The sequence below is a fragment of the Mycobacterium sp. KBS0706 genome (assembly GCF_005938675.2).
GTDB lineage: Bacteria > Pseudomonadota > Alphaproteobacteria > DSM-16000 > Inquilinaceae > Inquilinus.
Window position 1 is genome coordinate 60,374 of sequence record NZ_VCCH02000008.1, and the last position, 26,350, is coordinate 86,723.

The 26,350-nt window shown below is 69.8% G+C and carries 23 protein-coding genes and 2 tRNA genes; 15 read left to right on the forward strand and 10 right to left on the reverse strand.

Going from position 1 to position 26,350, the window contains the following annotated elements:
- Positions 1-144: 144 nt before the first annotated feature.
- From FFK22_RS06195 to FFK22_RS06230, 8 genes are all read left to right on the forward strand, one after another.
- Positions 145-1,086, forward strand: coding sequence for an ABC transporter permease (locus FFK22_RS06195; protein ID WP_138886903.1), 942 nt, complete (start codon positions 145-147; stop codon positions 1,084-1,086).
- Positions 1,086-1,955: an ABC transporter permease gene (locus FFK22_RS06200; RefSeq protein WP_186002335.1), complete on the forward strand. Its 870-nt coding sequence runs from the start codon at positions 1,086-1,088 to the stop codon at positions 1,953-1,955. Before FFK22_RS06195 ends, FFK22_RS06200 begins: the two co-directional genes overlap by 1 nt.
- Positions 1,955-3,109, forward strand: a complete 1,155-nt coding sequence (locus tag FFK22_RS06205) for an amidohydrolase/deacetylase family metallohydrolase (RefSeq protein ID WP_138886905.1) — start codon at positions 1,955-1,957, stop codon at positions 3,107-3,109. The genes FFK22_RS06200 and FFK22_RS06205 overlap by 1 nt, the downstream gene beginning before the upstream one ends.
- Positions 3,106-4,119, forward strand: coding sequence for an ABC transporter ATP-binding protein (locus tag FFK22_RS44345; RefSeq protein WP_138886906.1), 1,014 nt, complete (start codon positions 3,106-3,108; stop codon positions 4,117-4,119). The genes FFK22_RS06205 and FFK22_RS44345 overlap by 4 nt, the downstream gene beginning before the upstream one ends.
- Positions 4,116-5,123: an ABC transporter ATP-binding protein gene (locus FFK22_RS44350; RefSeq protein WP_138886907.1), complete on the forward strand. Its 1,008-nt coding sequence runs from the start codon at positions 4,116-4,118 to the stop codon at positions 5,121-5,123. Before FFK22_RS44345 ends, FFK22_RS44350 begins: the two co-directional genes overlap by 4 nt.
- 2 nt (positions 5,124-5,125) lie before the next feature.
- Complete coding sequence (locus FFK22_RS06220) at positions 5,126-5,593, forward strand: RidA family protein (protein ID WP_138886908.1); 468 nt, start codon at positions 5,126-5,128, stop codon at positions 5,591-5,593.
- An 11-nt stretch (positions 5,594-5,604) separates the two neighbouring features.
- Positions 5,605-6,816, forward strand: a complete 1,212-nt coding sequence (locus tag FFK22_RS06225) for an aminotransferase class V-fold PLP-dependent enzyme (protein ID WP_138886909.1) — start codon at positions 5,605-5,607, stop codon at positions 6,814-6,816.
- 148 nt (positions 6,817-6,964) lie between these two features.
- On the forward strand, positions 6,965-9,331 hold the full coding sequence (locus FFK22_RS06230; RefSeq protein ID WP_221938429.1) for a hypothetical protein: 2,367 nt from the start codon (positions 6,965-6,967) through the stop codon (positions 9,329-9,331).
- Positions 9,332-9,488: 157 nt separating this feature from the next.
- On the opposite strand, the gene FFK22_RS06235 is transcribed toward FFK22_RS06230, so the two are convergent.
- From FFK22_RS06235 to FFK22_RS06245, 3 genes are all read right to left on the reverse strand, one after another.
- A complete protein-coding gene (locus FFK22_RS06235) occupies positions 9,489-10,829 on the reverse strand; it encodes an AAA-associated domain-containing protein (RefSeq protein ID WP_138886911.1) in 1,341 nt (446 codons plus the stop codon).
- Positions 10,830-10,840: 11 nt separating this feature from the next.
- A complete protein-coding gene (locus tag FFK22_RS06240; RefSeq protein ID WP_138886912.1) occupies positions 10,841-12,583 on the reverse strand; it encodes an ABC transporter permease subunit in 1,743 nt (580 codons plus the stop codon).
- Between the two features lie 392 nt (positions 12,584-12,975).
- Positions 12,976-14,043: a DNA topoisomerase IB gene (locus FFK22_RS06245; RefSeq protein ID WP_138886913.1), complete on the reverse strand. Its 1,068-nt coding sequence runs from the start codon at positions 14,041-14,043 to the stop codon at positions 12,976-12,978.
- Positions 14,044-14,125: 82 nt separating this feature from the next.
- Between FFK22_RS06245 and FFK22_RS06250 the strand changes: the two genes are divergently transcribed.
- Positions 14,126-14,614 carry a YaiI/YqxD family protein gene (locus FFK22_RS06250; protein WP_221938430.1) on the forward strand — a complete coding sequence of 163 codons (489 nt, stop codon included), beginning with the start codon at positions 14,126-14,128 and terminating at the stop codon, positions 14,612-14,614.
- A gap of 3 nt (positions 14,615-14,617) precedes the next feature.
- Here FFK22_RS06250 and FFK22_RS06255 read toward each other — a convergent pair whose 3' ends face one another.
- The 4 genes from FFK22_RS06255 to FFK22_RS06270 form a co-directional block, all read right to left on the reverse strand.
- Positions 14,618-15,328, reverse strand: a complete 711-nt coding sequence (locus FFK22_RS06255) for a Crp/Fnr family transcriptional regulator (protein ID WP_138886915.1) — start codon at positions 15,326-15,328, stop codon at positions 14,618-14,620.
- Positions 15,329-15,626: 298 nt separating this feature from the next.
- The gene (locus FFK22_RS06260) at positions 15,627-16,796 is read right to left on the reverse strand and encodes a bifunctional 2-polyprenyl-6-hydroxyphenol methylase/3-demethylubiquinol 3-O-methyltransferase UbiG (protein ID WP_138886916.1); all 1,170 of its coding nucleotides are present in this window, start codon (positions 16,794-16,796) and stop codon (positions 15,627-15,629) included.
- Positions 16,797-16,969: 173 nt separating this feature from the next.
- Positions 16,970-17,173, reverse strand: coding sequence for a hypothetical protein (locus FFK22_RS06265; RefSeq protein WP_138886917.1), 204 nt, complete (start codon positions 17,171-17,173; stop codon positions 16,970-16,972).
- Positions 17,174-17,283: 110 nt separating this feature from the next.
- Positions 17,284-17,359: transfer RNA gene (locus tag FFK22_RS06270), tRNA-Thr, on the reverse strand.
- A gap of 266 nt (positions 17,360-17,625) precedes the next feature.
- Here FFK22_RS06270 and FFK22_RS42750 point away from each other — a divergent pair.
- Positions 17,626-17,763, forward strand: coding sequence for a DUF1127 domain-containing protein (locus tag FFK22_RS42750; protein ID WP_186002336.1), 138 nt, complete (start codon positions 17,626-17,628; stop codon positions 17,761-17,763).
- Positions 17,764-17,809: 46 nt separating this feature from the next.
- Here FFK22_RS42750 and FFK22_RS06280 read toward each other — a convergent pair.
- A tRNA-Ser gene (locus FFK22_RS06280) sits at positions 17,810-17,901 on the reverse strand.
- Between the two features lie 326 nt (positions 17,902-18,227).
- On the opposite strand from FFK22_RS06280, the gene dxs reads away from it, so the two are divergent.
- From dxs to FFK22_RS06300, 4 genes are all read left to right on the forward strand, one after another.
- Positions 18,228-20,144 carry a 1-deoxy-D-xylulose-5-phosphate synthase gene (gene dxs, locus FFK22_RS06285; protein WP_138886919.1) on the forward strand — a complete coding sequence of 639 codons (1,917 nt, stop codon included), beginning with the start codon at positions 18,228-18,230 and terminating at the stop codon, positions 20,142-20,144.
- Positions 20,145-20,294: 150 nt separating this feature from the next.
- Positions 20,295-20,855 (forward strand): hypothetical protein, encoded by a 561-nt coding sequence (locus tag FFK22_RS06290; RefSeq protein WP_138886920.1) that lies wholly within the window; start codon positions 20,295-20,297, stop codon positions 20,853-20,855.
- Between the two features lie 47 nt (positions 20,856-20,902).
- The gene (locus FFK22_RS06295; protein WP_221938431.1) at positions 20,903-21,181 is read left to right on the forward strand and encodes a type II toxin-antitoxin system ParD family antitoxin; all 279 of its coding nucleotides are present in this window, start codon (positions 20,903-20,905) and stop codon (positions 21,179-21,181) included.
- Positions 21,178-21,480, forward strand: a complete 303-nt coding sequence (locus FFK22_RS06300; RefSeq protein ID WP_138886921.1) for a type II toxin-antitoxin system RelE/ParE family toxin — start codon at positions 21,178-21,180, stop codon at positions 21,478-21,480. The genes FFK22_RS06295 and FFK22_RS06300 overlap by 4 nt, the downstream gene beginning before the upstream one ends.
- Here the strand turns inward: FFK22_RS06300 and FFK22_RS06305 are convergent.
- Entirely contained in the window at positions 21,477-22,829 is a 1,353-nt protein-coding gene (locus FFK22_RS06305) for a sigma-54 dependent transcriptional regulator (RefSeq protein WP_138886922.1), read from the reverse strand. The two genes, FFK22_RS06300 and FFK22_RS06305, sit on opposite strands and share 4 nt — an antisense overlap.
- 22 nt (positions 22,830-22,851) lie before the next feature.
- Positions 22,852-24,723, reverse strand: a complete 1,872-nt coding sequence (locus FFK22_RS06310) for an ATP-binding protein (RefSeq protein ID WP_138886923.1) — start codon at positions 24,721-24,723, stop codon at positions 22,852-22,854.
- A 304-nt stretch (positions 24,724-25,027) separates the two neighbouring features.
- On the opposite strand from FFK22_RS06310, the gene FFK22_RS06315 reads away from it, so the two are divergent.
- Positions 25,028-26,350, forward strand: a complete 1,323-nt coding sequence (locus FFK22_RS06315) for a dicarboxylate/amino acid:cation symporter (RefSeq protein ID WP_221938432.1) — start codon at positions 25,028-25,030, stop codon at positions 26,348-26,350.

Here is a 26,350-nt window from a genome sequence, read left to right on the forward strand (position 1 = left end):
CTGCGGGAGGGGGGCAGGGGGAGGGGGTTCGCGCCGCCGGAGCCGGCGCCTTCGTTCTCTTCGCTCGACAACCCCCTCCCCCTAGCCCCCTCCCGCGAGGGGAGGGGGGACTCGAAGAGTGTGGTCCCGGAGCGCGCTGAACCCATGCTCTCCTACATCGTCAATCGCCTGATCGGCATGGTCGCGGTGATGTTCATCGTGGCGACGGTCGTGTTCGTCATCATCCGGGTGACGCCGGGCGACCCCGCCGCGGTGATGCTCGGCCCCGACGCCCAGCCTCAGGACGTGGTCGAGCTGCGGGCCAAGCTCGGCCTCGACCAGCCGCTGCCGGTGCAATACGTCTCCTGGCTCGGCGAGATCGCGGTCGGCGATCTCGGCCAGTCGATCTTCCTGAACCAGCCGGTGCTGGAAGCGATCAGCGACCGGGCCGAGCCGACTCTGATGCTGACCGTGCTGTCGATGCTGATCGCGGTCGCCATCGCCCTGCCGGTCGGCATCGCCTCGGCGGTCTGGCGCGGCTCGGCGCTGGACCAATCGGTGCTGACCGTGTCGATGTTCACCGCCAGCATCCCCAGCTTCTGGCTGGGCCTGATCCTGATGCAGATCTTCTCGGTCAAGCTCGGCTGGTTCCCGGTGGCGGGCTATGGCGGGCCGGGCGCCAGCTTCCTCGACCGGATGAGCCATCTGGTGCTGCCGGCGATCGTGCTCGGCCTCGTCAACTCCGCCCTGATCACCCGCTTCACCCGGGCCAGCATGCTCGACGTGCTGAACGACGACTATGTCCGCACCGCCCGGGCCAAGGGCCTGCCGGAGCGGCGGGTGGTGCTGAAGCACGCGCTGAAGAACGCGCTGATCCCGATCCTGACCGTGATCGGCCTGACCACGGCGCTGCTGGTCTCCGGCGCGGTGGTGACCGAGACGGTGTTCGGCCTGCCGGGCGTCGGCAACCTCGTGGTCAACGGCGTGCTGCGGCGCGACTACCCGGTGATCCAGGGCGCGCTGCTGGTGATCGCCGCGCTCTACGTGCTGATCAACCTCGCCATCGATCTCCTCTACCTCTTCGTCGACCCCAGGGTGCGCACCTGATGGCCGCCACCGCCTCCATCTCCGTCGCCGGCGAGCGCATGAAGCTCGCCCGCCTGCTGCTGCGCCGCAAGACCGCGATGATCGGGCTGATCATCCTGGTCGTGCTGGTCCTGGCCGCGGCCTTCGCGCCCTACATCACCGGCTACGCGCCGCAGAAGCTGTCGATCGTGAACAGGTTGAAACCACCGAGCGCGGCGCATTGGTTCGGCACCGACGAGTTCGGGCGCGACGTCTTCACCCGCGCCGTCTATGGCGGTCGGCTGTCGCTGTTCGTCGGCTTCGCCGTGGTGATCCTGTCCTCGGTGCTGGGCATCGTGCTGGGCCTCGTCGCCGGCTTCTTCCGGCCGGCCGACAAGGTCGTGGCCCGGGTGATCGACGCGATGATGGCCTTCCCGGACATCCTGCTGGCGATCTCGCTGGTCGCGGCGCTGGGGCCGTCGCTGGTCAACGTCATCCTGGCGCTCGGCATCGTCTACACGCCGCGCCTGGCCCGCATCGTCCGCGCCTCGACCCTGGTGATCCGCGAGCTGCCCTTCGTCGAGGCGGCGCGGGCGCTCGGCGTCTCCACCTGGCGCATCGTCACCGCCCATGTCCTGCGCAACCTGTGGTCGCCGATCCTGGTGCAGGGCACCTTCATCTTCGCCTACGCCATCCTGGCCGAGGCCGGCCTGTCCTTCCTCGGCGTCGGCGTCTCGCCCGAAATCCCCACCTGGGGGACCATGATCAATGCCGGCCAGCAATATATGGGCTCGGCCGACTGGATGATGGTCTTCCCCGGGCTCGCCATCGTGCTGTCGGTGGTGTCGCTGCAGATGGTCGGCGACGGCCTGCGCGACATCCTCGACCCCCGCCTGCGCAAGGAACTGTGATGACCGTCCTGATCCGCTCGGCCCGGCCGGCCGGCTTCCCCGACCATCCCGACGATGGCCCGGTCGACATCCTGATCGCCGATGGCCGGGTGGCCGCGGTGGGGCAGGGGATCGATGCCCCCGCCGGGGCCGAGATCGTCGATGGCCAAGGCGGCTGGGTATCGCCCGGCTGGGCCGATCTGCATGCCCATGTCTATCACGGCGGCACCGACATCTCGATCCGCCCGTCCCAGGGCGGGCTGGCGCATGGCGTCACCACCATCGTCGACGCCGGCTCCTCCGGCGAGGGCAACTTCGTCGGCTTCCGCGAGTTCATCGCCGAGCCGGCGGCGGAGCGGGTGGTCGCCTTTCTCAACATCGGCTCGATCGGCCTGGTCGCCTGCAACCGGGTCAGCGAGTTGATCGACCAGCGCTCGATCGACATCACCCGCACCCTGGCGGTGATCGAGGCCAACCGCGACATCATCCGCGGCATCAAGTGCCGGGCCTGCAGCACGGTGACCGGCGCCTGGGGCATCACCCCGGTGAAGATCGCCAAGAAGGTGGCGAAGATCAGCGGCCTGCCGCTGATGGTCCATGTCGGCGAGCCGCCGCCGCTCTTGGAGGAGGTGCTGGAGGTGCTGACCCCCGGCGACGTCCTCACGCACTGCTTCCACGGCAAGCCCGGCGGCAACATCCTCGAAGACGAGGAACTGTTCGGCATCGCCAGGCAGGTGGCCGAGGCCGGGGTGCGCCTCGATGTCGGCCATGGCGGCGCCTCCTTCTCTTTCAAGGTGGCGCGGGCCGGGATCGAGCGCGGGCTGCACCCGTTCTCGATCTCCACCGACCTGCATCTGCGCTCGATCGAAGGCCCGGTCTGGGACATGGCGACGACCATGTCGAAGCTGCTGGCCGTCGGCATGCCCTTCGCCGAGGTGGTGGCCGCCGCCAGCACCCGCCCGCGCTCCGTCGTCGGGCTGCCGGCCGAGGGCAACCTGAAGGTGGGGGCTGAGGCGGATTTCACCGTCTTCGGGCTGGAGCCGTCCTCGGTGACGCTGCCGGATTCCTCCGGCGACAGCGCCACGCTCGACCGGCTGTTCACGCCGCGCCATGCGGTGCTGGGCACGAAGTCGGTGAAGGCGGCCCGGCTGTTCGATCCGGCAGTGCACGGATGAGCGCGTCCAGCCGCGACATCGTCCTCGCGGTCGAGGATCTGCGGACCTGGTTCCACAGCCGGGACGGCGTCGCCAAATCGGTCGACGGCGTGACCTTCGACCTGGCGCGCGGCGAGACGCTGGCGATCGTCGGCGAAAGCGGCTCCGGCAAGTCGGTGACCAGCCTGTCGATCATGGGCCTCCTGCCCAAGCCGGCGGGGCGGATCGAGAGCGGCGCCATCCGCTTCCGCGATCGCAAGGGCACGACCCACGATTTGGCCCATGCCTCCCAGGCGCTGCTCCGCCGCCTGCGCGGCGCCGAGATCGCGATGATCTTCCAGGAGCCGATGACCAGCCTGAACCCGCTGTTCACCGTCGGCGACCAGATCGCCGAGGCGGTGCAACTGCATGAGAGGCTGGGCCGGAGCGGGGCGATGGCCCGGGCGCGGCAGATGCTGGAGCTGGTGGAGATCCCGGCGGCGGCATCGCGGCTGAACGACTATCCGCACCAGATGTCGGGCGGCATGCGCCAGCGGGTGATGATCGCGCTGGCCCTGTCCTGCAATCCGTCGGTGCTGATCGCGGACGAGCCGACCACGGCGCTGGACGTCACCATCCAGGCCCAGATCCTGGATCTGCTGCGCCGGCTGCAGGCCGAGATCGGCATGTCGATCCTGTTCGTCACCCACAACATGGGCGTGGTGGCCGAGATCGCGCACCGGGTCGCCGTGATGTATGCCGGGCGGGTGGTCGAGGAGGCGCCGGTGCTGGACCTGTTCGACCGGCCGCGCCACCCCTATACCAGCGGCCTGCTGTCCTGCATCCCCAACGCCCGTACCGGCGGCCGGCACGACGACGCCCGGCTGCAGCCGATCCCCGGCACGGTGCCCAGCGTCATGGCCCTGCCGCCCGGCTGCGCCTTCGCCCCGCGCTGCTCGCTGACTGAGAATGCCTGCGAGGCCGCGGTGCCGGACCTCGCCGCGGTGCAGGCCGGCCACCGCTCCCGCTGCCGGAGGACCGACCAGCTGTGACCGCCGCCGCCCTCCGCACCGAAACCGATCCCGCCGTGCCGCTGCTCGACGTGCAGAACCTGTCGGTGCATTTCCCGATCGGCGGCGGCCGCGTCGTTCGCGCGGTCGAGAATGTCAGCCTGTCGATCCGGCGCGGCAGCATCGTCGGGCTGGTCGGCGAATCCGGCTCCGGCAAGACCACCACCGGCCGCGCCGTGCTGCGGCTGATCGAGCCGACCGGCGGCCGCGTCATGTTCGACGGCACCGATGTCACGGCCCTGCCGGAGAAGCAGTTCCGCGCCTGGCGCCGGCGGATGCAGATCGTGTTCCAGGACCCCTATGCCAGCCTCAATCCGCGCATGAGCGTGGCCGAGATCCTGGGCGAGGCGCTGGACACCCACGGCCTGGCCAAGGGCCGCCGCAGCCAGCGGATCGGCGAACTGCTGGAGCGGGTCGGCCTCAACGCCGACCACCAGCGCCGCTTCCCGCACGAATTCTCCGGCGGCCAGCGCCAGCGCATCGGCATCGCCCGGGCCCTGGCGGTGGAGCCCGATTTCATCGTGGCGGACGAGCCGGTCTCGGCCCTCGACGTCTCGGTCCAGGCCCAGGTGCTGAACCTGATCCAGGACATCCAGCGCGACCTCGGCCTGACCCTGCTGTTCGTCGCCCATGACCTCGCCGTGGTCGACTATCTCTGCGACGAGATCGTGGTGATGTATCTCGGCCGGATCATGGAGAAGGGGCCGACCCGCCTGGTCTACGACCGGCCGCGCCACCCCTACACCAAGGCGCTGCTCTCCGCCGCGCCGGTGCCGGACCCGCGGGCGAAGCGCGACCGCATCATCCTGAAGGGCGATATCCCGAGCCCGATCGCCCCGCCCTCCGGCTGCGTGTTCCGCACCCGCTGCCCGATGGCGGTCGAAGCCTGCGCCCAGGCGGTGCCGCCGCTGGTGGAGCGCGAGCCCGGCCGCTTCGTCGCCTGCATCCGCGACGCCGAACTGAACGACCAAACGACCACGGACTGACCATGCCCAACGTCTACGACCGCCTTGCCGCGCTCGGCATCACGCTGCCCAAGGCGCCGCCGCCGGTCGCGAATTTCGAGACCCACCGCATCACCGGGCAGCTCTGTTTCCTGTCCGGCCAGGGACCGACCGAACCCGACGGCCGTCAGTACCGGGGCAAGGTCGGCGGCACGGTCGACCGGCACGACGCCTATCGCCATGCCCGCCTGACCGGCATCAACCTGATCGCGGTGATGCAGGAGGCGCTGGGCGACCTCAACCGCATCACCGGCATCGTCAAGCTGCTCGGCATGGTCAACGCCGTGCCGGAATTCGAGCATCATCCGGCGGTGATCAACGGCTGCTCCGACCTGTTCGTCGAGCTGTTCGGGCCGGAGATCGGGCGCCATGCCCGCTCCGCCGTCGGCATGGGGTCGCTGCCGGGCCAGATCACCGTCGAGATCGAAGCCGTCGTCGAATTCGCGCGCTAAGGGATAGGGCCATGAAGTCGAACGAGGATATCCGCCGCCGCCTGGGCCTCCGCCCGGTGATCAACGTCTCCGGCACCATGACCTCGCTGGGCGCCTCGATCGTGGTGCCGGAGGCGGTGCAGGCCGTCGCCGAGGTGCTGCCGCAATTCGTCGAGATCACCGACCTGCAGCGCAAGGCCAGCGCCCGGATCGCCAGATCCTGCGCCGCCGAGGCCGGCTTCGTCACCGCCTCGGCCTCCGCCGGCATCAGCTTGGCCGTGGCCGGCGCCATGACCGGCGACGACCTGCTGGCGATCGAGCGGCTGCCGGACACCGCCGGCCTGCCGAGGACCGAGGTGTTGCTGCAGGTCGGCCACATGGTCAGCTACGGCGCCCCGGTCGACCAGGCGGTGCGGCTGACGGGCGCCAAGGTGGTGCCGGTCGGCACCGCCACCTCGGCCGCTGGCTATCAGCTGGACGGCGCCATCACCGACCGCACCGCCGCGGCGCTCTACGTGGTCTCGCACCACGTCGTGCAGTACGGCCAGATCCCGCTCGAGGAGTTCGCCGCGATCTGCCGGGCCAAGGGCGTGCCGGTGATCGTCGACGCCGCCTCGGAATACGACCTGGTCGGCTTCCTGGCCAAGGGCGCCGACCTCGTCATCTACAGCTCCCACAAGTTCCTGGGCGGGCCGACCGCCGGCATCGTCGCCGGGCGCGAGGAGCTGGTGCGCGCCGCCTTCCTGCAGAACCGGGGCATCGGCCGCGGCATGAAGGTCGGCAAGGAGGGCGTGGTCGGCACCATCGCCGCGCTCGACGCCTGGGAGAAGCGCGACCACGCTGCGGCGCGGGCGCGGGAGGACGGCCATCTCAAGCTCTGGCACGAGGGCCTGGCCGGGCTGCCGGGCATCACCGCGGTGATCGAGCCGGACCCGACCGACAACCCGCTCGACCGCCTCAAGGTGACGATCGACCCGGCCAAGGCCGGCCTCGCAGCCTGGGACGTGGCCGACCGGCTGGCCGCCGGCGACCCGCCGGTGATCGTCCGCGACCACGAGGTCGAGCACAACTACTTCTACCTCGACCCCTGCAACCAGCATGACGGCGAGGCACAGCTGGTGCTGGAGCGGCTGCTGGCCGTGCTGCGCGGCGCCGCCGGCGACCCGCCGCAGGGCGACGCCCACGAGCGCCTGCTGGCCCGCGGCCGAAAGGGGCTGGAGTCGCTGCTGCGCTTCCCGCGCTGACGACGGCATCGACCAAAAAAGGGAGATGCGGAGCCCACCCCGTTCGGTCACACTCGAACCGTTTCCGAGTTCGATTTGAACCCGCCCGCTCGCCGGGCCGGGCCATAACGACCGAATGGGGTAGGGCGCCATGCCACGATATTGGCTGATGACGGCGGTGACCGCCGCGATCCTGGGCTTCACCGCGATCCCGGCGCTGGCCCAGGACAATGCCGCTCCCGACACCGCGACCCAGCTGTCCTGGCCGCGGGATCTCGACCAGGGCGACCAGCGGATCGAGATCTACCAGCCGCAGATCGAGGATTGGAGCGGCGACCGCCTCTCCGGCCGGGCCGCCATCGCCATCGGCCCCAAGGACGGCCAGCCGGTCTATGGCGTGATCCGGTTCAGCGCCGACACCGACATCGACAAGACCGCCGGGCTGGTCCGGCTGCACGACATCACCATCGACGGTGTCGAGGTCCCGACCGCGCCCGACAAGGCGCCGGAGCTGCAGAAGGCGCTGCAGGCCCGGCTGCCGCCCGACGGCATGACCGTCGCGCTCGACCATCTGCAGACCAGCTACGCCGCGCAGCAGCAGATCGCCAAGCAGGCCGGGGTGCCGGTGCAGAACGACCCGCCGAAGATCGTCTTCGCCAACACGCCGACCGTGCTGGTGTCGATCGACGGCGATCCGGTGCTGCGACCGGTCGACGGGGCCGACGGCTATCAGCGGGTGGTGAACGCCCGTCCCCTGATCCTGCAGGACGGTGGCAAGGTCTTCTACGTCCAGGCCGCCGGGTCCTGGTACGCCTCGCCGGCGCTCGACGGCACCTGGGTGGTGACGGCGGCGCCCTCGGCCGCGCTGCAGGCGGCGGCGAAGGCGGCCGCGCAATCCACCGCGCCCGACCCGCTGCTGCCGCAGGACGGCAAGCCGCCGGCAACGCCGCCCTCGCTGCTGGTCGTCACCCAGCCGACCGAGCTGGTGGTCACCAGCGGGCCGCCGCAGATCGCGCCGGTGGCCGGGGTCGGCCTGCTGACCATGACCAATGCCGACCACGCCGTCTTCGTCGATCCCGCCAGCAACGGCTATTACGTGCTGATCTCCGGCCGCTGGTTCCGGTCGACCGGGCTGAACGGGCCGTGGAGCTTCGTGCCGCCGGAGTCGCTGCCGGCCGATTTCGCCAAGATCTCGCCCGACGACCCGAAGGCCGATGTGCTGGTCTCCGTCGCCGGCACGCCGCAGGCGAAGGAGGCGGCGATCGCGGCCTCGATCCCGCAGACCGCCAAGGTCTCGCGCAGCAAGGCGACCCTGGAGGTGCCCTATGCCGACGGCGCGCCGGAGTTCAAGCCGATCCGGGGCACGCCGCTGGCCTATGCTGTGAACACGCCGGTGCCGGTGATCCGGGTCGACGCGACGCATTACTACGCCGTGTCGAAGGGCGTGTGGTTCGTGGCCGCCGCCCCGGTCGGGCCGTGGCACGTCGCCGATGCCGTGCCGGCGGTGATCTACACCATCCCGGCCTCGTCGCCGCTGCACTACGTCACCTATGTCCGGGTGTATTCGGCGACGCCGGAGGCGGTGGTGGTCGGCTACACGCCCGGCTATATGGGTGTCGTCGTCAACCCCGCCGGCACCGTGGTCTACGGCACCGGCTATGCCTATCCGCCCTATGTCGCGGGCAGTGCCTGGTACGGCTACCCGGCGACCTATGGCTATGGCGCGGGCTTCGGCCTCGGGGCCGCGACCGGCTTCGCCTTCGGCTTCGCGTCCGGGGCCTATGCCGCCTCGCCCTATTGGGGCCCGTACTGGGGCTATGACGGCGGCTATGTGAACTGGGGTCATGTCGACGCCAACCAGGTCAACGTCTATGGCCGCTGGGGCGAGGGCACGGTCACCCATGCCAGCGGCTGGAACAGCTGGACCAACACGAGCTGGAGCGGCAGCGCCGTCTCCGGCCACAACCCCTACACCGGCGCCCATGGCCAGGCCCGCCAGGGCGGGGCCTTCGACTGGAACACCGGGGGCTATGCCGCGGGGCGGGAGGGCTCCTACGTCAACCCCTCCACCGGCACCGCCGTCGCCGGCCGGTCCGGCATCACCGGCAATGTCGACACCGGCGACTACCAGGCCGGTCGCCAGGTCGCCGGGGCGAATGCGCAGACCGGCCGGATCGGCGCCGCCCAGACCACGGTCACCGGCAACACCCAGACCGGCGACCGCTCGGTCGACAGCAAGGGAGCGGTGGTCAATCCGCGCACCGATTCCGGCGTGGCCTGGAACAACGGCAACGTCTATGCCGGCCATGACGGCAACGTCTACCAGCACACCGACGATGGCTGGGAGAAGCACGATTCCAACGGCTGGCAGCCGGTGCAGCGCAACAACGCCGACAACAACGAGCTCGGCGGCCTCGAGAACCAGCGCGGGGCACGTGGCGAGGGCCAGCAGCGGCTGAACAGCTTCCAGGGCAGCGGCCGGTTCGGCGGCGGCGACTTCGGCGGCAGGGGCGGCGGTTTCCGCCTCCGCCGCTGACCGCCACGTTTCCGCGGTGGAGCCTTGAGGATCTGAAAACCGGCCCGACCTTTTGCGTTGCCTCTCCCGCTTGGCGGGAGAGGTCGACAGCGCGCAGCGCTGGCGGGTGAGGGCTGGCACAGGCCTCGACAAAGGGCCCTCACCCGGAGCCGAAGCGTCAGACCGGGTCCTCCAGGCTGAACTGGCCGCTCTCGCCGTCATAGGCGAAAAGCTCGGCGTAGCGGCCCCAGGACACCGCGGCGCGCAGGGTTTCCTCCGCCCTGTCCTCGGACATGAAGTCTTCGAGCTCCTCGCTGAAGCGCAGCCGAGGCGCGCGGTGGCTCGGCCGCTCATCCAGCACCCGCCGGATCAGCGCCGCGATGGGCACATGCGCCAGCAGATGCGCCGCGAACAGCCGCTTGCGGTGATCGACGTCGGATTCGGCGAACAGTCTCCCGTGTTCGGTCAGGTGGATGTCGCCGTCGGCCAGGTCGGCGAAGCGCAGCAGCTGCAGCGTCTCGGCGATCGGGAACAGCTCGTCCGCCTCCATCTGCAGCGTCGCCGCCAGGTCCGGCAGGTCGGCCCGGCCGTTGTAGGGCGGCGCGGCCAGCGCCTCCATCAGGCCCGACATCAGGTTGGTCGAGACATGCGGCAGCTCCATGCCGATGCCGGTGCCGTGGAATCCCGCCTTCGGCCCGGCCTTCTCCGCCGGGCCGCGATTGGTCATCCGGGCATAGATGTCGTCGACCATGCGCCGGAACTCCGGGTCCAGGCGGTTGCGCGGATGCGGCAGGTCGATCCGGATCTCCGCCGCCACCCGGCCGGGGTTGGAGGAGAAGATCAGGACCCGGTCGCACATCAGGATCGCCTCCTCGATGTTGTGGGTCACCATCAGGATCGACTTGATCGGCAGCCGGCCTTCCATCCACAGGTCGATCAGGTCGGTGCGCAGTGTCTCCGCCGTCAGCACGTCCAGCGCCGAGAACGGCTCATCCATCAGCATCAGCCGGGGATGCACGACGAGGGCGCGGGCGAAGCCGACGCGCTGGCGCATGCCGCCCGACAGCTCCTTCGGATAGGCGCTCTCGAAGCCGTCCAGGCCGATCAGGTCGATCGCCTCCAGCGCCCGCCGCCGCCGCTCGGCCGCCGGGATGCCCTGGGCCTCCAGCCCGATCTCGACGTTCTGCAGCACGGTCAGCCAGGGGAACAGGGCGAAGCTCTGGAACACCATCGATAGGCCCTCGGACGGGCCGTCGACCGGGCGGCCGCACCAGTCGACCCGGCCGGCGCTCGGCGGCACCAGCCCGGCGATGATCCGCAGCAGCGAGGATTTGCCGGAGCCGGAACGGCCGAGCAGCCCGACGATCTCGCCTTCGCGGATGGTCATCGACACGTCGTCCAGGACCACGAGGTCGTTGTCGCCCTTGTGATAGGCCTGCCGGACACCAGCGATGTCGATCAGGACCGGGTTGTCGTTAGCCGGCTTGGCGGCGGGACGGAGCAGGTTGATGTCGAACATGGTCGTGGCCCTCAGTCGAGGCGCAGCCGGCGGGCGGCATAAGTGAAGAGCGGCCGCCACAGCAGCCGGTTGAACAGCGAGACGAAGACCGACATCACGGCGATGCCCAGCACGATGCGCGGGTAGTCGCCGGCTGCGGTGGCCTGGGCGATGTAGGCGCCGAGGCCGTGCGCGGTCAGGGTGGTGTCGCCCCAGCTCGCCACCTCGGCGACGATGCTGGCGTTCCAGGACCCGCCCGAGGCGGTGATCGCCCCGGTGACGTAGTAGGGGAAGATCCCGGGCAGGATCACCTTGCGCCACCAGCTCCAGCCGCCGATGCGGAAGCTGGCCGCAGCCTCCTTCAGGTCGGTCGGGAAGGCGCTGGCGCCGGCGATGACGTTGAACAGGATGTACCACTGGGTGCCCAGCACCATCAGCGGCGCCAGCCAGACATCCGGGTTCAGCCCCAGCCGCACGATCGCCACCACCGCGAAGGGGAAGGCGATGTTGGCCGGGAAGGCCGCCAGGAACTGGGCCAACGGCTGGACCCGCTGGGCGACGCGGGGGCGCAGGCCAACCCAGACGCCGATCGGCACCCAGACCAGCGTCGCCAGCGCGATCAGCACCACCACCCGGACCAGGGTGAAGCTGCCCAGCACCAGCGCCTCGCCGGCATCGCCCCAGCTCAGCTCGGTGGCGACGAAGCCGACGATCTGCCACAGGGCGTAGGCGATCGCGGCCAGCAGCAGGGCGGCGAAGGCCCAGTCGGCCGCGCGGCTGGACCAGATCCGGGCGACCACGGTGTCGCGGGCGGTGCCGGCCGGGATGAAGGCGAAGCGCCGGCGCGACACGGTGCGGGTCAAAAGGCCGATCGGCGACAGCGCCAGCTGGAACAGCCGGGTGCGCTGCACCAGGGTCAGCAGCCAGGACTGCGGCCGCGCGGTGCCGGCCGACTGCTCGAACCGGAATTTCTCGGCCCAGGCCACCAGCGGCCGGAACAGCAGCTGGTCATAGGCCAGGATCACCGCGCCCATCACCAGCACGGCCCAGCCGACAGCGGCGAGGTCACGGCTGTCGATCGCCCGGGCGACATAGGAGCCGATGCCGGGCAGGGTAATGGTGGTGTCGCCGACCGAGATCGCCTCCGACGCCACCACGAAGAACCAGCCGCCCGACATCGACATCATGGTGTTCCACACCAGGCCGGGCATGGCGAAGGGCACCTCCAGCCGCCAGAAGCGCTGCCAGGACGACAGGCGGAAGCTGCGGCTGGCCTCGTCCAGGTCGCGCGGCACGGTCTTCAGCGACTGGTAGAAGCTGAAGGTCATGTTCCAGGCTTGGGAGGTGAAGATGGCGAACACCGCGGCGCATTCGACGCCCAGCACCTGGCCCGGGAACAGGGCCATGAAGCCGACCACGGTGAAGGACAGGAAGCCCAGAACCGGCACCGATTGCAGGATGTCCAAGAGCGGGATCAGCACCATCTCCGCCCGCCGGCTCTTGGCCGCGGCGGTGGCGTAGACGAAGGTGAAGACCAGCGAGGCGACGATCGCCGCCAGCATGCGCAGCGTGGTGCGCAGCGCATAGTCGGGCAGCGCCAGGGGATCGAGCGAAATCGGCGTCTGCTCGAGGCCGGCCAGGGGCGCCAGGGTGGCGCGGCCGCCATGGGCGACCAGCACGATGGCGCCGAAGACGAGGGAGAACGCCACCAGGTCCCAGAGATTGGGCAGGGTGCGCGGACGCTCCGCCGTGAGGGCGGGGGTGTGAAAGGCCATGATGTCCGTCCGGAAGGCAGGCAGTCGCAATCGCCGCACGTCGTTGGGGACACGCGGTGCGGAACGGCCAGCGGTGTGCCGGCGTCAGCCGAGCCTTCGGTCGTTCCCCTCCAGGGAGAGGCGCCGATAGGACGGACGATGGTGTAAAGACTGGTGCTTCATGGTTCACCTCGCACCGGCGCGGCCTGGCCGCGCGACGAGGTGAACCGGACCCCGGAGGGTCAGGCTCGCAGCGTCGGCGCCGGCAAAGTCGCGCTAGGTCGACTGGGCGTGCTCATCGGAGCGGCGGATCCTTGGTTGCGTCGGGGACTGGCCTCGACAAGGGCGATATCGCGCCGCGGAACGAAGCGGTCAAGCCGTTTTCCCGGCCTGTACGATTTGTAAGGAAAAGGTCATGCCCGGGCTGCCGGTACGGCCTCCAGCCGCTTCAGGAAGCGCAGCAGCGCGGCCTCGCCGCGGCGGCCGTCCGGATCGTCGCCGGGCGGCCAGCGCAGGGTCGCGGCCAGGTCGCCGTCGAGGAAGGCGCCGACCACGCCCGGATGGACGTAGCAGGCCCGGCACACCGCCGGCGTGTTGCCCAGCTGCACCGCCACCTGCTCGATGCAGCGCACCACCGCGGCCTTGGTCGGCGGCGCCTCCGGCTCGGCATCGCTGGCCAGGATCTGCGCCGCCAGCAGCGTGCCGGCCCAGGTGCGGAAATCCTTGGCGGTGAAGTCCTGCCCGGCGATCTCGCGCAGATAGTCGTTGACCTCGTCCGACCCGACCGAATGCCGTTCGCCGTCGTCGTCGACATATTGGAACAACCGGTGGCCGGGCAGGTCCTGGCAGGACCGGACGATGCGGGCGATGCGGCGGTCGCGGAAGGCGGTGCGGTGCAGCCGGCCGCTCTTGGCCTTGAACTCGAAGCGCACGGCGCCGCTCTCGACATCGACATGGCGCTTGCGCAGGGTGGTCAGGCCGAAGCTCTTGTTCGTCTTGGCGTATTCATCATTGCCGATGCGGATCAGCGTCGCCTCCAGCAGGCGCACGATCGCCGCCAGCACCTTGGTCCGGGCCAGGCCGCGCTGCGCCAGGTCGGCGTCGACCCGCTTGCGGATGCGGGGCAGGGCGCGGCCGAAGGCCAGCATGCGGTTGTACTTGGTCTCCGCCCGCGCCTCCTTCCAGCGCGCATGGTAGCGGTACTGCTTGCGGCCACGCTGGTCGCGCCCGCTGGCCTGCAGGTGGCCGCGCGGGTCCTGGCAGATCCAGACATCGGTGTAGGCGGGCGGGATGGCCAGCTTGCGGATCCGGGCCAGCGTATCCCTGTCCCGCACCGGGGTGCCGTCCGGCATCCGGTAGGCGAAGCCCTTGCCGGACCGGCGGCGGCTTATGCCCGGATCGGCGTCGGAGACATAGCGCAGCCCGTTCGCCCGCGCCTCGTCGGGTGGGGAAGGGGCGGGTGGGGCGGCGGCGTCGGACATTCCGGAAACGCTGGTCCTCGGCAGGAACGGCGCTTGGACCAACGGCCCCGCCGCCGCTATGGTTCCGGTCCCGACCGCAACCGTGCCGCCGCCTGTGACCGACCCGATCCGCATCCTCGTCGACGCCGATGCCTGCCCGGTGAAGGCCGAGATCTACCGCGTCGCCGAGCGCTATGACCTGCCCGTCTTCGTGGTGACCAATGGCGGGGTGCTGGTGCCGCGCGACCCGCGCATCCAGCTGGTGATCGTCAGCGACGGCTTCGATGCGGCCGATGACTGGATCGCCGAGCGTTGCGGGCCGTCCGACATCGTGGTCACCGCCGATATCCCGCTGGCCGACCGCTGCCTGAAATCGGGGGCGACAGTGATCGGCAATACCGGCCGGCCCTTCACCAAGGAATCGATCGGCATGGCGCTGGCCAGCCGGGCACTGATGGCCGATCTGCGCGCCATGGGCACGGTCGGCGGCGGCAACAAGCCGATGGTGGCCAAGGACAAGTCCACCTTCCTGTCGGCGCTCGACGCCGCCGTGGTGCGCCTGCGCCGCGCCCCGCCGTCACGGCCGGCCTGAAGCTCAGCGATCGTCCGGGCGGTCGGGCACATGGCCCACCGCCGCCAGCCGTCGCTCGTCCAGCAACTCCAGCCGCCCGCGCTTCAACCGGACCAGGCCGTCGCTCTGCAGCTGCTGCAGCATCCGGTTGACGTGGACGACCGACAGGCCCAGCGCGCCTCCGACATGCCGCTGCGTCAGCGGGAAGGGCAACAGCGAGCCCGAAACCAGCCCGGCCCGGTTTCCCCGCCGGAACAAGGCGGTCAGCAGGAACGCCACCTTGCCCAGGCCGCTATCCTGGCCCATGACCAGAAGATGATCCTCGAGGTCGCGCTTCTCGCGCGCCGCCAGCAGCCCGATCTCGTAGCCCAGCTCCGGCGCCTGCTCGATCGCCTCGCGCAGCCGGCCGGGGCGAATCTCGACCAGCGATACGTTGGTGACAGCCTGCAGCGCGCTGATCGCGGCGCCGAAGAACTGGGAGTGGAGGCCGGCGACATCGCCCGGCAGCAGGAACCGCACGATCTGCCTTCCCCCGCCGGGCAGCGTCCGGTACCGCGCGGCCCAGCCCGCGGTGAGGTGGATGACCGGCGGGTTCGGTCGGCCCTCGGGCCAGATCTCCTGGCCTGCCCTGACCGTCGTCTGCTGCAGATCGGCAGCGGCGAGCTGCAGCAGCCAGATCAGATTCGGCGACGGTTCAGACGAACCCGGATCCTGCGACCCCAGATACTTCTCCAACGAACGCCCCGCTACGGCTTGCCAGTCCCGGATATCGCCAGCCGGCGCAGAGCCTCCGCCGCGAATTCCTGATTCGAATGCGTCACAATACCGTCACCGCTTCCGGCGCCGCATTCTTTCGGATTTTCGGGAAGGCGATGGCAGATATGCTGTTGAAGCCGCTATTCGTCGCACCTATAAAAGGTCGGTTATGGAACTCAGAAGCAGAGTTCCAAAAATTAACTTAAGATAACTTCCGAATCAGGTGGCGGTTACCTGATGTGACGGCGGCGCCAGCCGTTATGGACGGGAATGGCCCTCAGGCAAATTGCCCGTGCGGCGACACGATCATGTCGCGGGCCACGCCGGCCTGCAGCAGCCCCTCGCCGATCTGGCGCTCGGACGGGAAGCTGGAGATCACCACCTTGCGGCCGCTGCGCAGCACGTCGTCGGGCGGGATCACCGCGTGCCGGCCGACGGTGTGGCCGTGCTTCTGGGTGTCGCGGTCGGTGATCGCCAGGATTCGGGCGTGGCTCTCCAGCGACGTCCGCTCCAGCATGGTCGAGGTGTGCAGCCCGGCGCCCCAGACATAAACCTCCTCGCCCGGCCGGACGCCGGCCTGCAGCCGTTCCTCGACCGCGCCCCAGCGTCGCCTTTCGACTTCGCCATAGGCCCGGCAGAAGGCGCGGTTCTTGTCGAAGCCGCCGACCAGCGGCCGGTCGGGCTGCGGCGCCTGCTTGCGGGCCAGAACGGTGATCACCGGATAAGGGTAGTGGTCGACCGTGACCGGCGCCTGCAGGATGCCGAAGCCGGTGCGGGCCAGGAGGTTGTCCAGCGAGGTCTCGTCGAAATAGTTGACGTGCTCCATCATGAACAGGCCGGGCGGGTTGACCTCCGGCGCCGCCAGGCACGGGACCTCGAGCAGCAGCAGCCCGCCCTCGGCCAGAGCCGCATGGACGCGCCGCAGCGTCGTCGCCGGGTCGTAGATGTGCTCCAGCACATGCGAGAAGGTGATCAGGTCCTGCCCGCCGCGATGCGGCAGCGCCTCCTCGTCGCCGCCGAGATCGACCTCGATGCCGTTGCGCTCGCGCGCCTGCTCGCAGGCCTTGGGCGACAGGTCGCAGCCGGCCACGGCCCAGCCCAGCTTGCGGAAATGCCAGAGCATTGAGCCGCTGGAAGCGCCGACATCGTACATCCGGCCGGGCCGCACGCCGTCGGCCTGAATCATGGCGATCATGCGCCGGGCGGTATCGATCAGGGGCGGCTCGCCGCCGCCGAAGACGGTGTAGTTCGAGAAGGTCTGGTACTGGCGCAGCATGGTCTCGGGCGAGACTGCGGGGTCCTGCAGCGTCAGGCCGCAATGGGAGCAGCAGCGCAGCGCATAGGTGATGCGGCCGAGGCCGCAGACATCCATCGCCGTCTCGAACACCGTCTCGCCCTCGGTCGAGCCGCAGACGAAACAGGCGCGGCGGATCGTCGAATTCTGCATCAAATTCCCCCCGGAAACCCCCGATGCGCCCCGGAATTTTGGAAATTCCCGGTGACGTTCGAAACCGAAAGCAAGATAGGCGGCCGATCCCGATCTGTCACGCCTGGCACGCGGCGATCGGCACCTGCGTGACCATCCGTTTCAAAGCGGGTGCCGGCGGGGTGAGGGCTAATCTACGCCTCGACCATATCGAGGCGCTTCTTGATCCGCTCGATGTCGCCGGCCATCCGGTCAAGCCGCCGGGACATGCTCGCATACTGGCTCTCCAGATTGCCGAAGCGCTCCTTCAGTTCGACGAGGCCCGTCTTGACCTCGGCGATGTCGCCGTGGATCGCCCGCAACAGATCCAGGACGATGTTGTCCGGCTTGTCGGTCATCTGTCGGCCGGAGGTCTCGCTGGCTGTCGGCCGGCCTACACCAGAGATGGGGGCGCTACGAAAGAGCGTGAAGAGTGGACGTCCGGTCCGGCTGAAGCGGATTGGAGGGATGGTGCCGGATGCAGGGGTCGAACCCGCGACCTTCGGTTTACAAAACCGCTGCTCTACCAACTGAGCTAATCCGGCGTCGGCCCATTCCCTATCGAGTCCCGCCGCGGCTGTCCAGCGGGGAGGCGGCTGCCGCGCGACATGCTGGCCGGGTCGAGCCTCCGGGCCCTATCATTCCCATCCCCGCCATTCGACGATGGGGCGGGCTGTCTGCGGGGCCGGCGATGGGAGGCATCGGTTCGATCGAGCCTGGCGTCTGGGACGATCTGGCCAGGCGGTGCGCCAATGACAACGTGCCCGGAACGGTTCGGCCCGGGCCGGCCCGCTCATTGGCGTGGCGTCTGATGCTGGCTTTGGAGAACGCGCTGGAGCGGATCCGGCAGCGCCGCGCGTTGGCCGGCCTCTCGGCGCTGGATCTGAAGGATCTCGGCTGGACCCGCTGCGACACGCTGGCCGAATTGTCGAAGCCGTTCTGGCGGTGAGCGCGCTTCGCTTGTCAGCCGTGGCCTGCCACCCGAAGCCATAGGGTGGCGGAGGGACCGGGATTCGAACCCGGGCACGGGATTTCTCCCGTGGACGGTTTAGCAAACCGTTGCCTTCAGCCGCTCGGCCACCCCTCCGTCGAACGGCAGTGCCGCTCGGTCCGGGGTTCTTAAGGGTGTGGAGCGGGCTTGTCAATGACGGCTCGCGGCGCATTCCGGCCGGTTCCGCCACGGCCTCGACCGGGCAGTGGCGGAGCGGCCTCAGGGTGTGGCAAATCGGCATGCTGTCATGGCCCCGTCACCGGATTTTCTTGATCGCGCCACCGCTCCCCTATAGTGCTGGAAAGACTACGGGGCAGGAAAATGATGGGTGCTTCGGCCGCTGGTCTGCCGTCACGGCGGGAGAGAGACCGACGCCGAAGCCGCCCGAACCGTCGGATCAAGCCTGCCGAAAGCGAAGCTGAATGAAGCCAGTCACGCCGCTGCTCGACACCATCCACACCCCCGAAGACCTCCGACTCCTGCCGGCTTCCGACGTGAAGCAGGTCGCCGACGAGCTCAGGGCCGAGACCATCGACGCGGTCTCGACCACGGGCGGCCATCTCGGCGCCGGTCTCGGCGTGGTCGAGCTCACGGTCGCCCTGCACCGGGTGTTCGACACCCCACGCGACAAGCTGATCTGGGATGTCGGCCACCAGGCCTATCCGCACAAGATCCTGACCGGGCGGCGCGACCGCATCCGCAGCCTGCGCCAGGGCGGCGGCCTGTCCGGCTTTACCCGTCGATCGGAAAGCGAATACGATCCGTTCGGCGCGGCGCACAGCTCGACCTCGATCTCGGCCGGCCTCGGCATGGCCGTGGCACGCGATCTCAAGGGCGATGATTTCCGAGTCGTCGCGGTGATCGGCGACGGCGCAATGAGCGCCGGCATGGCCTATGAGGCGATGAACAACGCCGGCGCGCTGAAGAGTCGCCTGGTCGTCATCCTCAACGACAACGACATGTCGATCGCGCCGCCGGTCGGCGCCATGAGCGCCTATCTGTCGCGGCTGATCTCCTCCCGCTCCTACCGCTCGCTGCGGCACCTGATGCGCGACGTCACCGCGGTGTTCCCCAAGCCGGTGGCGCGCGCCGCCAAGCGGGCCGAGGAATATGCCCGCGGCTTCGTCACCGGCGGCACGCTGTTCGAGGAGCTGGGCTTCTACTATGTCGGCCCGATCGACGGGCACAATCTCGACCACCTGCTGCCGGTGCTCGAGAATGTCCGCGACGCCGATGACGGCCCGGTGCTGGTCCATGTCGTCACCCAGAAGGGCAAGGGCTACGGCCCGGCCGAGGCGGCGCCGGACAAGTATCACGGCGTCAGCCGCTTCGACGTCATCACCGGGGCCCAGGCCAAGCCGAAGAGCAACGCGCCGAGCTACACCGGCGTCTTTGCCCAGGCCCTGATCCAGGAGGCGGAGGAGGACGAGCGCGTCGTCGCCGTCACCGCCGCCATGCCTTCGGGCACCGGCCTGGACAAGTTCGCTCAAGCCTTCCCGACCCGCAGCTTCGACGTTGGCATCGCCGAGCAGCATGCGGTGACCTTCGCCGCGGGCATGGCGACGGAAGGCTTCAAGCCGTTCTGCGCGATCTACTCGACCTTCCTGCAGCGCGCCTATGACCAGGTGGTGCATGACGTGGCGATCCAGCACCTGCCGGTGCGCTTCGCCATCGACCGGGCCGGGCTGGTCGGCGCCGACGGCGCCACCCATGCCGGCGCCTTCGACATCCCCTATCTCGGCTGCCTTCCCGGCATGGTGCTGATGGCCGCGGCCGACGAGGCCGAGCTGGTGCATATGGTGGCGACCGCCGCGGCGCTGGACGACCGGCCCTCGGCCTTCCGCTATCCGCGCGGCGACGGCGTCGGCGTCGAGCTGCCGGCCCGCGGCCGGCCGCTGGCGCTGGGCAAGGGCCGCGTGCTGCGCGAGGGCACGACCATCGCGCTGCTCAGCTACGGCACCCGGCTGCAGGAATGCCTGGCGGCGGCGGATGCCCTGGGCGGGATGGGCCTGTCGACCACCGTCGCCGATGCCCGCTTCGCCAAGCCGCTCGACACCGAGCTGGTCGGCCAGCTGGCCCGCCACCACGCCGTGCTGATCACGGTGGAGGAGGGGGCCGAGGGTGGTTTCGGCAGCATCGTGCTGCACCATCTGGCCCGCGCCGGCCTGCTGGACCACGGGCTGAAGATGCGGCCGATGACTCTGCCGGACCGGTTCCAGGACCACGACAAGCCGGAGCTGCAATATGCCGAGGCAACGCTGTCGGCGCAGGACATCGTCGCCACCGCCGCCGCGGCGCTGGGCCTCAATGCGCCGGCCACGGGCGTGATCCGGGCCTGACGCTTTCCGCTGTTTCCGGATGAACGGCCGTCCCGATCCGTCGGGACGGCCGTTTTCCGTTGTGCGGGGCCGATTTTCCGTGCTGCCGGGATGCCGCATCGGCGATGATGACCGCCGAATCGATCCTGTGGGGACGGGAAGGGGGACAAGATGAGGCTGCGGCACGCCATCCTGGGGATGGCTGCGATCATGGCGCTGGGCGCCTGCGTTCCGGCATCCGGGGAGACCAAGCCGCCTGCGGCTGCTCCGGCCGCTGCAGCGCCTGTGGCTGCGGCGACCGGGATCGAGGCGTTCCGCGGTTCCTGGGTCGGCGCCAGCCAGGGCGAGGGCGACACCCGCCGCGCCGCGGCGCTGGTGATCGACGCCTCGGCCGATGGCGGCCTGTTCCTGCGCTGGCGCAGCGCCGAGGGGCCGCGCGACGGCGAGGCCAATGACGACCAGCTCAAGATGCGCGAGAACACCGCGGTCTTCGCGCCGGGCAAGACGCCGAATGTCTGGTCGGCCAAGCTCGACAGCGGCGCCCAGGCCAAGGCCCGGCTGGAGGGATCGGTGCTGACCACCGAGCTGACGGCGAAGTCCGGCGGCCAGACCGAGCTGCAGACCTACCGCCGCACCCTGACCGCGCCCGGCAAGCTGTCGCTGCACTACACCCGGACGGTGAACGGCAAGGTCGAGACCATGATCGACGCGGATTTCGTCAAGCTGCCGTGAGGCTGTGATCCGAACGGCTTGCGCGGAGGCTGATTCAATCGCATCTTATGTCAAACTTTGACATAGGCTCGGCCATGGCAACCAACGTTCATCTCACTCCGGAGCTGGAGCGCTTCGCCCGCCAATGCGTGGAGGAGGGGCGCTTCAACAATGTGAGCGAGGTCGTGCGCTCCGGCCTTCGTCTGCTGCAGGAAGCCGAGGAGCGCCGCCACGCCTTCACGGCGATGCTGCGTCAGGTGGAGGAGGAGACCGATCGAGAAGGGGATGTCTCCACCGAGGACGCCTTGGCTGAGGTCGATCGCATCATCGATGAAGCCGAACGGTGAAAGCCTCACTCTCCCGACAGGCTGTTCGCGATCTGACCGAAGCGGCGCGATGGATAGCGCAAGACAATCCGAGCGCCGCCCGGGCATTCCGGAAATCCGTCGATGACGCCGCTGCCCGTATCGGCCGCCAGACCGATATTGGGGCGCCGCGTCCGCATCTGGCGCCCGCGCCGTACCGCTTCCTCGTCCTGAGCGGATTTCCATATATTCTCGTCTACAATGCAGCCCGCCGGCCGCCGCGTATCGCCCGCATCCTGCATGGCGCCAGGGATCTGCCGGAGCTGCTGGGCGACCTCTAGCCCGCCCTTTTGCCGATCGGCTCCGCCCGGTATTCGTTCGGATCGATGCCGTGCCGCGCCAGCTTGTCATAGAAGGTCTTGCGCGGCAGGCCGAGGGCCTCGGTCGTGGCCCGGACGTCGCCGTTATGCGTCGCCAGCGCCTCGCGCAGCAGGGCGGCCTCATAGCGCTCGACCCGCTCGGGCAGGCTGGCCGGCGTCTCCGGCGGGGCCGGGGCGTCGATCCCGCCGAGGCCGAGCGCCACCCGGTCGGCGAAATGCGCCAGCTCGCGCACATTGCCCGGCCAGTCATGGTCCAGCAGGTGCCGCCGCACGGCGTCGCCCAGCGGCGGCGGGTCGCGGCGGAAGCGCTCGGCGGCGCGGGCCAGGAAATGCGCGAACAGCAGCGGGATGTCGGCCCGGCGCTCGCGCAAGGGCGGGATGCGCAGCGTCACCACGTTGAGCCGGTAGTAGAGGTCGGCCCGGAACTTCCCCTCCTGCGACGCCGCGGCGAGGTCGGTCTTGGTGGCGGCGACGACGCGCAGGTCCAGCGGCCGGCGCTCATTGGTGCCGAGCGGCTCCACCGCCCGTTCCTCCAGCACCCGCAGCAGCTTCACCTGCAGCGCCGCCGGCATGCTCTCGACCTCGTCCAGGAACAGGGTGCCGCCATCGGCATGCTCGATCCTGCCGATGCGGCGCTTCTGCGCGCCGGTGAAGGCGCCGGCCTCGTGGCCGAACAGCTCGCTCTCGATCACGCTCTCCGGCAGCGCGCCGCAGTTCAGCGCCACCAGCGGCTTCGACCGGCGGCGGCTCCAGCGGTGCAACGCCTCGGCCACCACCTCCTTGCCCGATCCGGTCTCGCCCAGCACCAGCACGTCGACATCCGCGTCGGCGACGTTGCGCACGGCGTCGCGCAGCCGCTCCATCTCCGGCGTGTCGCCGAGGAAGGCGAGGTCGTCGGCCGCCTCCAGCTGCGCCGTCAGCCGCCGGTTCTCGATCACCAGACGCCGCTTCTCCACCGCCCGGCGGACGCTGTCGACCAGGCGCTCGGCCGGGTAGGGCTTGGCCAGAAAGTCGTAGGCGCCGTCCCGCATGGCGCCGACCGCCATGGCGATGTCGCCATGGCCGGTGATCAGGATCACCGGCAGGTCGGGGTCGAGCTCCCTGAGGCGCCCGAACAGCGCCAGGCCGTCGGTCTCGGGCATGCGGATATCGGTGACCACGGCGCCCGGAAAGTCGCGGTCGACCGTCGCCAGCGCGGCCCGGGCGGAGTCCAGCGCCGTGACCTCGAAGCCGGCCAGCTCCAGGCTCTGCACATTGGCGTGGCGGATCTCGGCCTCGTCATCGACGAAGACCACCTGCCCCGCGCTCATGGCGCCCGCTTCCCGGGCGCCCTCATTGCGCCCGTCTCAATGTCACGGTAAAGACCGCCCCGCCGCCGTCTCGGTTTGCGGCGGCGATGCTGCCGCCGAACTCGCGCGCGATGTCCTGGCAGATCACCAGGCCAAGCCCGAGCCCGGCCGGCTTCGAGGTGGCGAAGGGGATGAACAGCGCCTTCATCGCGTCGGGGTCGAGGCCTTTGCCGGTGTCTGACACCGCAATCTTAACCTCTTCGTCCCCGGCATCCACCGCGATGCGGATCTCCGGTGCGGGCAGACCGTCGACGGCGTCGAGCGCGTTCTGCAGCAGGTTGACCAGGATCTGCTCCAGCCGCACCCGCTCCGCCACCACCCGGACGTCGCCGGGCGGCAGATCCTGCACCAGCCGCACCGACTGGCGGCGGATGCGCGGCCGGGTCAGGATCAGCGCGCCCTCGACCGCATCGGCGCAGGATGTCGCCTCGACCCGGCCGGTCGCCTTGCGCGAGAAGGCGCGCAGGTGCTGGGTGATGGTGCCGACCCGGTCGGTCAGCCCGGCGATGGTCGACAGGTTCTCGCGCACCGAAGCGGGTTTGTCGCGGTCGAGGAACACCGAGGCGTTGTCGGCATAGGCGCGGATCGCCGCCACCGGCTGGTTGATCTCATGCGCCACGCTGGCCGCGACCTGGCCCAGGATGGCCAGGCGGTTGGCCTGGGTCAGCTCCTCCTGCAGCTGCTGCCGGCGCTGTTCGCCGCGGCGCCGTTCCTCCATCTCCTCGGTCAGGCGCTGGTTGGCGTCGTTCAGCGCCCGGGTGCGCTCGGCGACCCGGCGCTCCAGTTCCGCCTGCGCCGCCGCTTGCCGCGCCGTGTTGGTCAGGGCGCGGTTGCGGCGGTAGAGCAGCGCGGCGGCGGCGGCCAGCGCCAGCAGCGTCACCAGCCCGGCGATCAGCCGCGTGTCGGTCATGGCACGGCCGACGGAAGGCGAGGTCGGCGCCAGCAGGTGCAGGGTCCAGCCGGTGGTCGGCACCGGGGCGGCGAGGGCGAGGAAGCGCCCGGCCAGCCGCGCGCCCGGCAGGGTCGCGGTCACGGCCTCGGGCCGGGGCGAGGCTGCATCCGGTGCGATCGGCAGCGGGTCGAGCGGCGCCCCGCCATATTGCAGGCTCTCGCGCACCGCCGCGCGATCCGCCTCCGGCAGCGGGCCGAAGCTGCGGAAGCGCCAGTCCGGCACGTCGGTCAGCAGCACCACGTTGCGCTCGTCGGTGACGAAGGCGGTCTCGGCGAAGTGGCCCCAGGCCTCTTCCATCTCGTCGAACTCGACCTTGACCACGATCACACCGAGCAGCCCGTTCGGCCCGTCGATCCGGCGCGACAGGTAGGAGCCGGGCTTGCGGCTCATCGTGCCCATGGCGAAGAACTCGGCCTCGCCGGTCTCGACCGCCCGCTGGTAATAGCCACGGAAAGCGTAGTGCTGGCCGACGAAGCTGATCGGCTCGCGCCAGTTGCTGGCGGCGATCGCGGTGCCGCCGCGGTCCAGCAGATAGATCACCGCCGCCCGCGTGCCGCGGCTCAGAGCCTCGAACTTGGCGTTGATGCTGTCCAGCCGCGGCCGGTCGTTGGCAGCGGTCAGCGCGGCGCGGACATCCGGGTCCTGGGCCAGGACGAAGGGCAGGGAGCGCTGCTTCTCCAGCTCGCTGCGCAGCATCGCCACATGCAGGCCGAGGGCGGCCTCGGCCGAGCGCGCGATCTCGCCCAGCGCCCGGTCGCGCCCGACCGGCCCGGCCAGCCAGACCACGGCGGTGAACAGGGCGACGCCGGCCACGGCGAAGATCGCCCAGCTGTGCCACCGGTGCGGCGCTGCGGCGGGCCGGGCCAGGATTGCGGCGGCCAGGGGACGGTCGACGGTGGTCATGCCGCGAGTCTAGCACTGCGGGGCCGGACTGACTGTGGGGAAGGCTGTGCGGATGTCCGCCCGGCCTGGGCGGCACTTGTGCGGGATTCCGCACAGATCGGCAGCCAGCGATCGCGGGGCGTCCAGAAAAGTCCCTTTTCGATCAAGAGTATGGCGAAACCCCGGCCGATGTAATCCCGGCTGGCACGGCGATTGCTCCCTACTTGGCCAGCCGTCCGCAAGAAGGGGCATCCCCGGGGCGGCAGGAAACCCCATGCCGGCGTCGCCGCGGTCATCGCGGCCTGCGCCCCGAGGAGTGTGTGCCATGGCCACAGCCGACGCCGCCACGCGTCCCATCCCCTTCTACCGCCATCTCTACGTCCAGGTGCTGATCGCGGTCGTGATCGGCGTCCTGCTCGGCCATTTCTGGCCCGAGACCGGGGCGTCGCTGCAGCCGCTGGGCGACGGCTTCATCAAGCTGGTGAAGATGATCATCTCGCCGGTCATCTTCCTGACCGTGGTCACCGGCATCGCCAGCATGCACGACCTGGAGAAGGTCGGCCGGGTCGGCGCCAAGGCGATGATCTACTTCCTGGTGTTCTCGACCCTGGCGCTGGTCGTCGGCCTGGTGATCGCCAACCTGGTGCAGCCGGGCGCGGGCCTGAACATCGACCCCGCGACGCTGGACCCGAAGGCGGTGGAGAAATACACCACCCAGGCTCATGACCAGTCGATCGTCGGCTTCCTGCTGAACGTCATCCCGGCGACGATGGTCAGCGCCTTCGTCGGCGGCGACATCCTGCAGGTGCTGTTCGTCTCGGTGCTGTTCGGCATCGGCCTCGCCATGACCGGCGAGAAAGGTACGCCGGTGCTGAACTTCCTGAAGTCGGTGTCGGGCGCGGTGTTCAAGGTCGTCAACATCCTGATGAAGGCGGCCCCGATCGGCGCCTTCGGCGCCATGGCCTTCACCATCGGCAAGTTCGGCATCGGGTCGGTGGTCAACCTGGCCTTCCTGGTCGGCACCTTCTACGTCACCGCGATCATCTTCGTGGTGTTCGTGCTCGGCGCCGTCGCCCGCTACAACGGCTTCTCGGTGCTGGCGCTGGTCCGCTACATCAAGGCCGAGCTGCTGCTGGTGCTGGGCACCAGCTCGTCGGAAGCGGCGCTGCCGTCGCTGATGGAGAAGATGGAGCGCGCGGGCTGCGCCAAGCCGGTGGTCGGGCTGGTGATCCCGACCGGCTATTCCTTCAACCTCGACGGCACCAACATCTACATGACCATGGCGGCGCTGTTCATCGCCCAGGCGACGAACACGCATCTGTCCTATGGCGACGAGATCCTGCTGCTGCTGGTGGCGATGCTCAGCTCCAAGGGCGCCGCCGGCGTCACCGGCTCGGGCTTCATCACCCTGGCGGCGACGCTCTCCGTCGTCCCGACGGTGCCGGTCGCCGGCATGGCGCTGATCCTCGGCGTCGACCGCTTCATGTCGGAGTGCCGGGCATTGACCAACATCGTCGGCAACGCCGTGGCCGCCGTCGTCGTCGCCCGCTGGGAGGGGGCGCTGGACCAGGACCGGCTGAAGGCCGCCCTGGCCGGCGAGCCGCTGCCGGCGCTGGACGACGGCGTGGTCCCCGCTCCGGCGGAATAA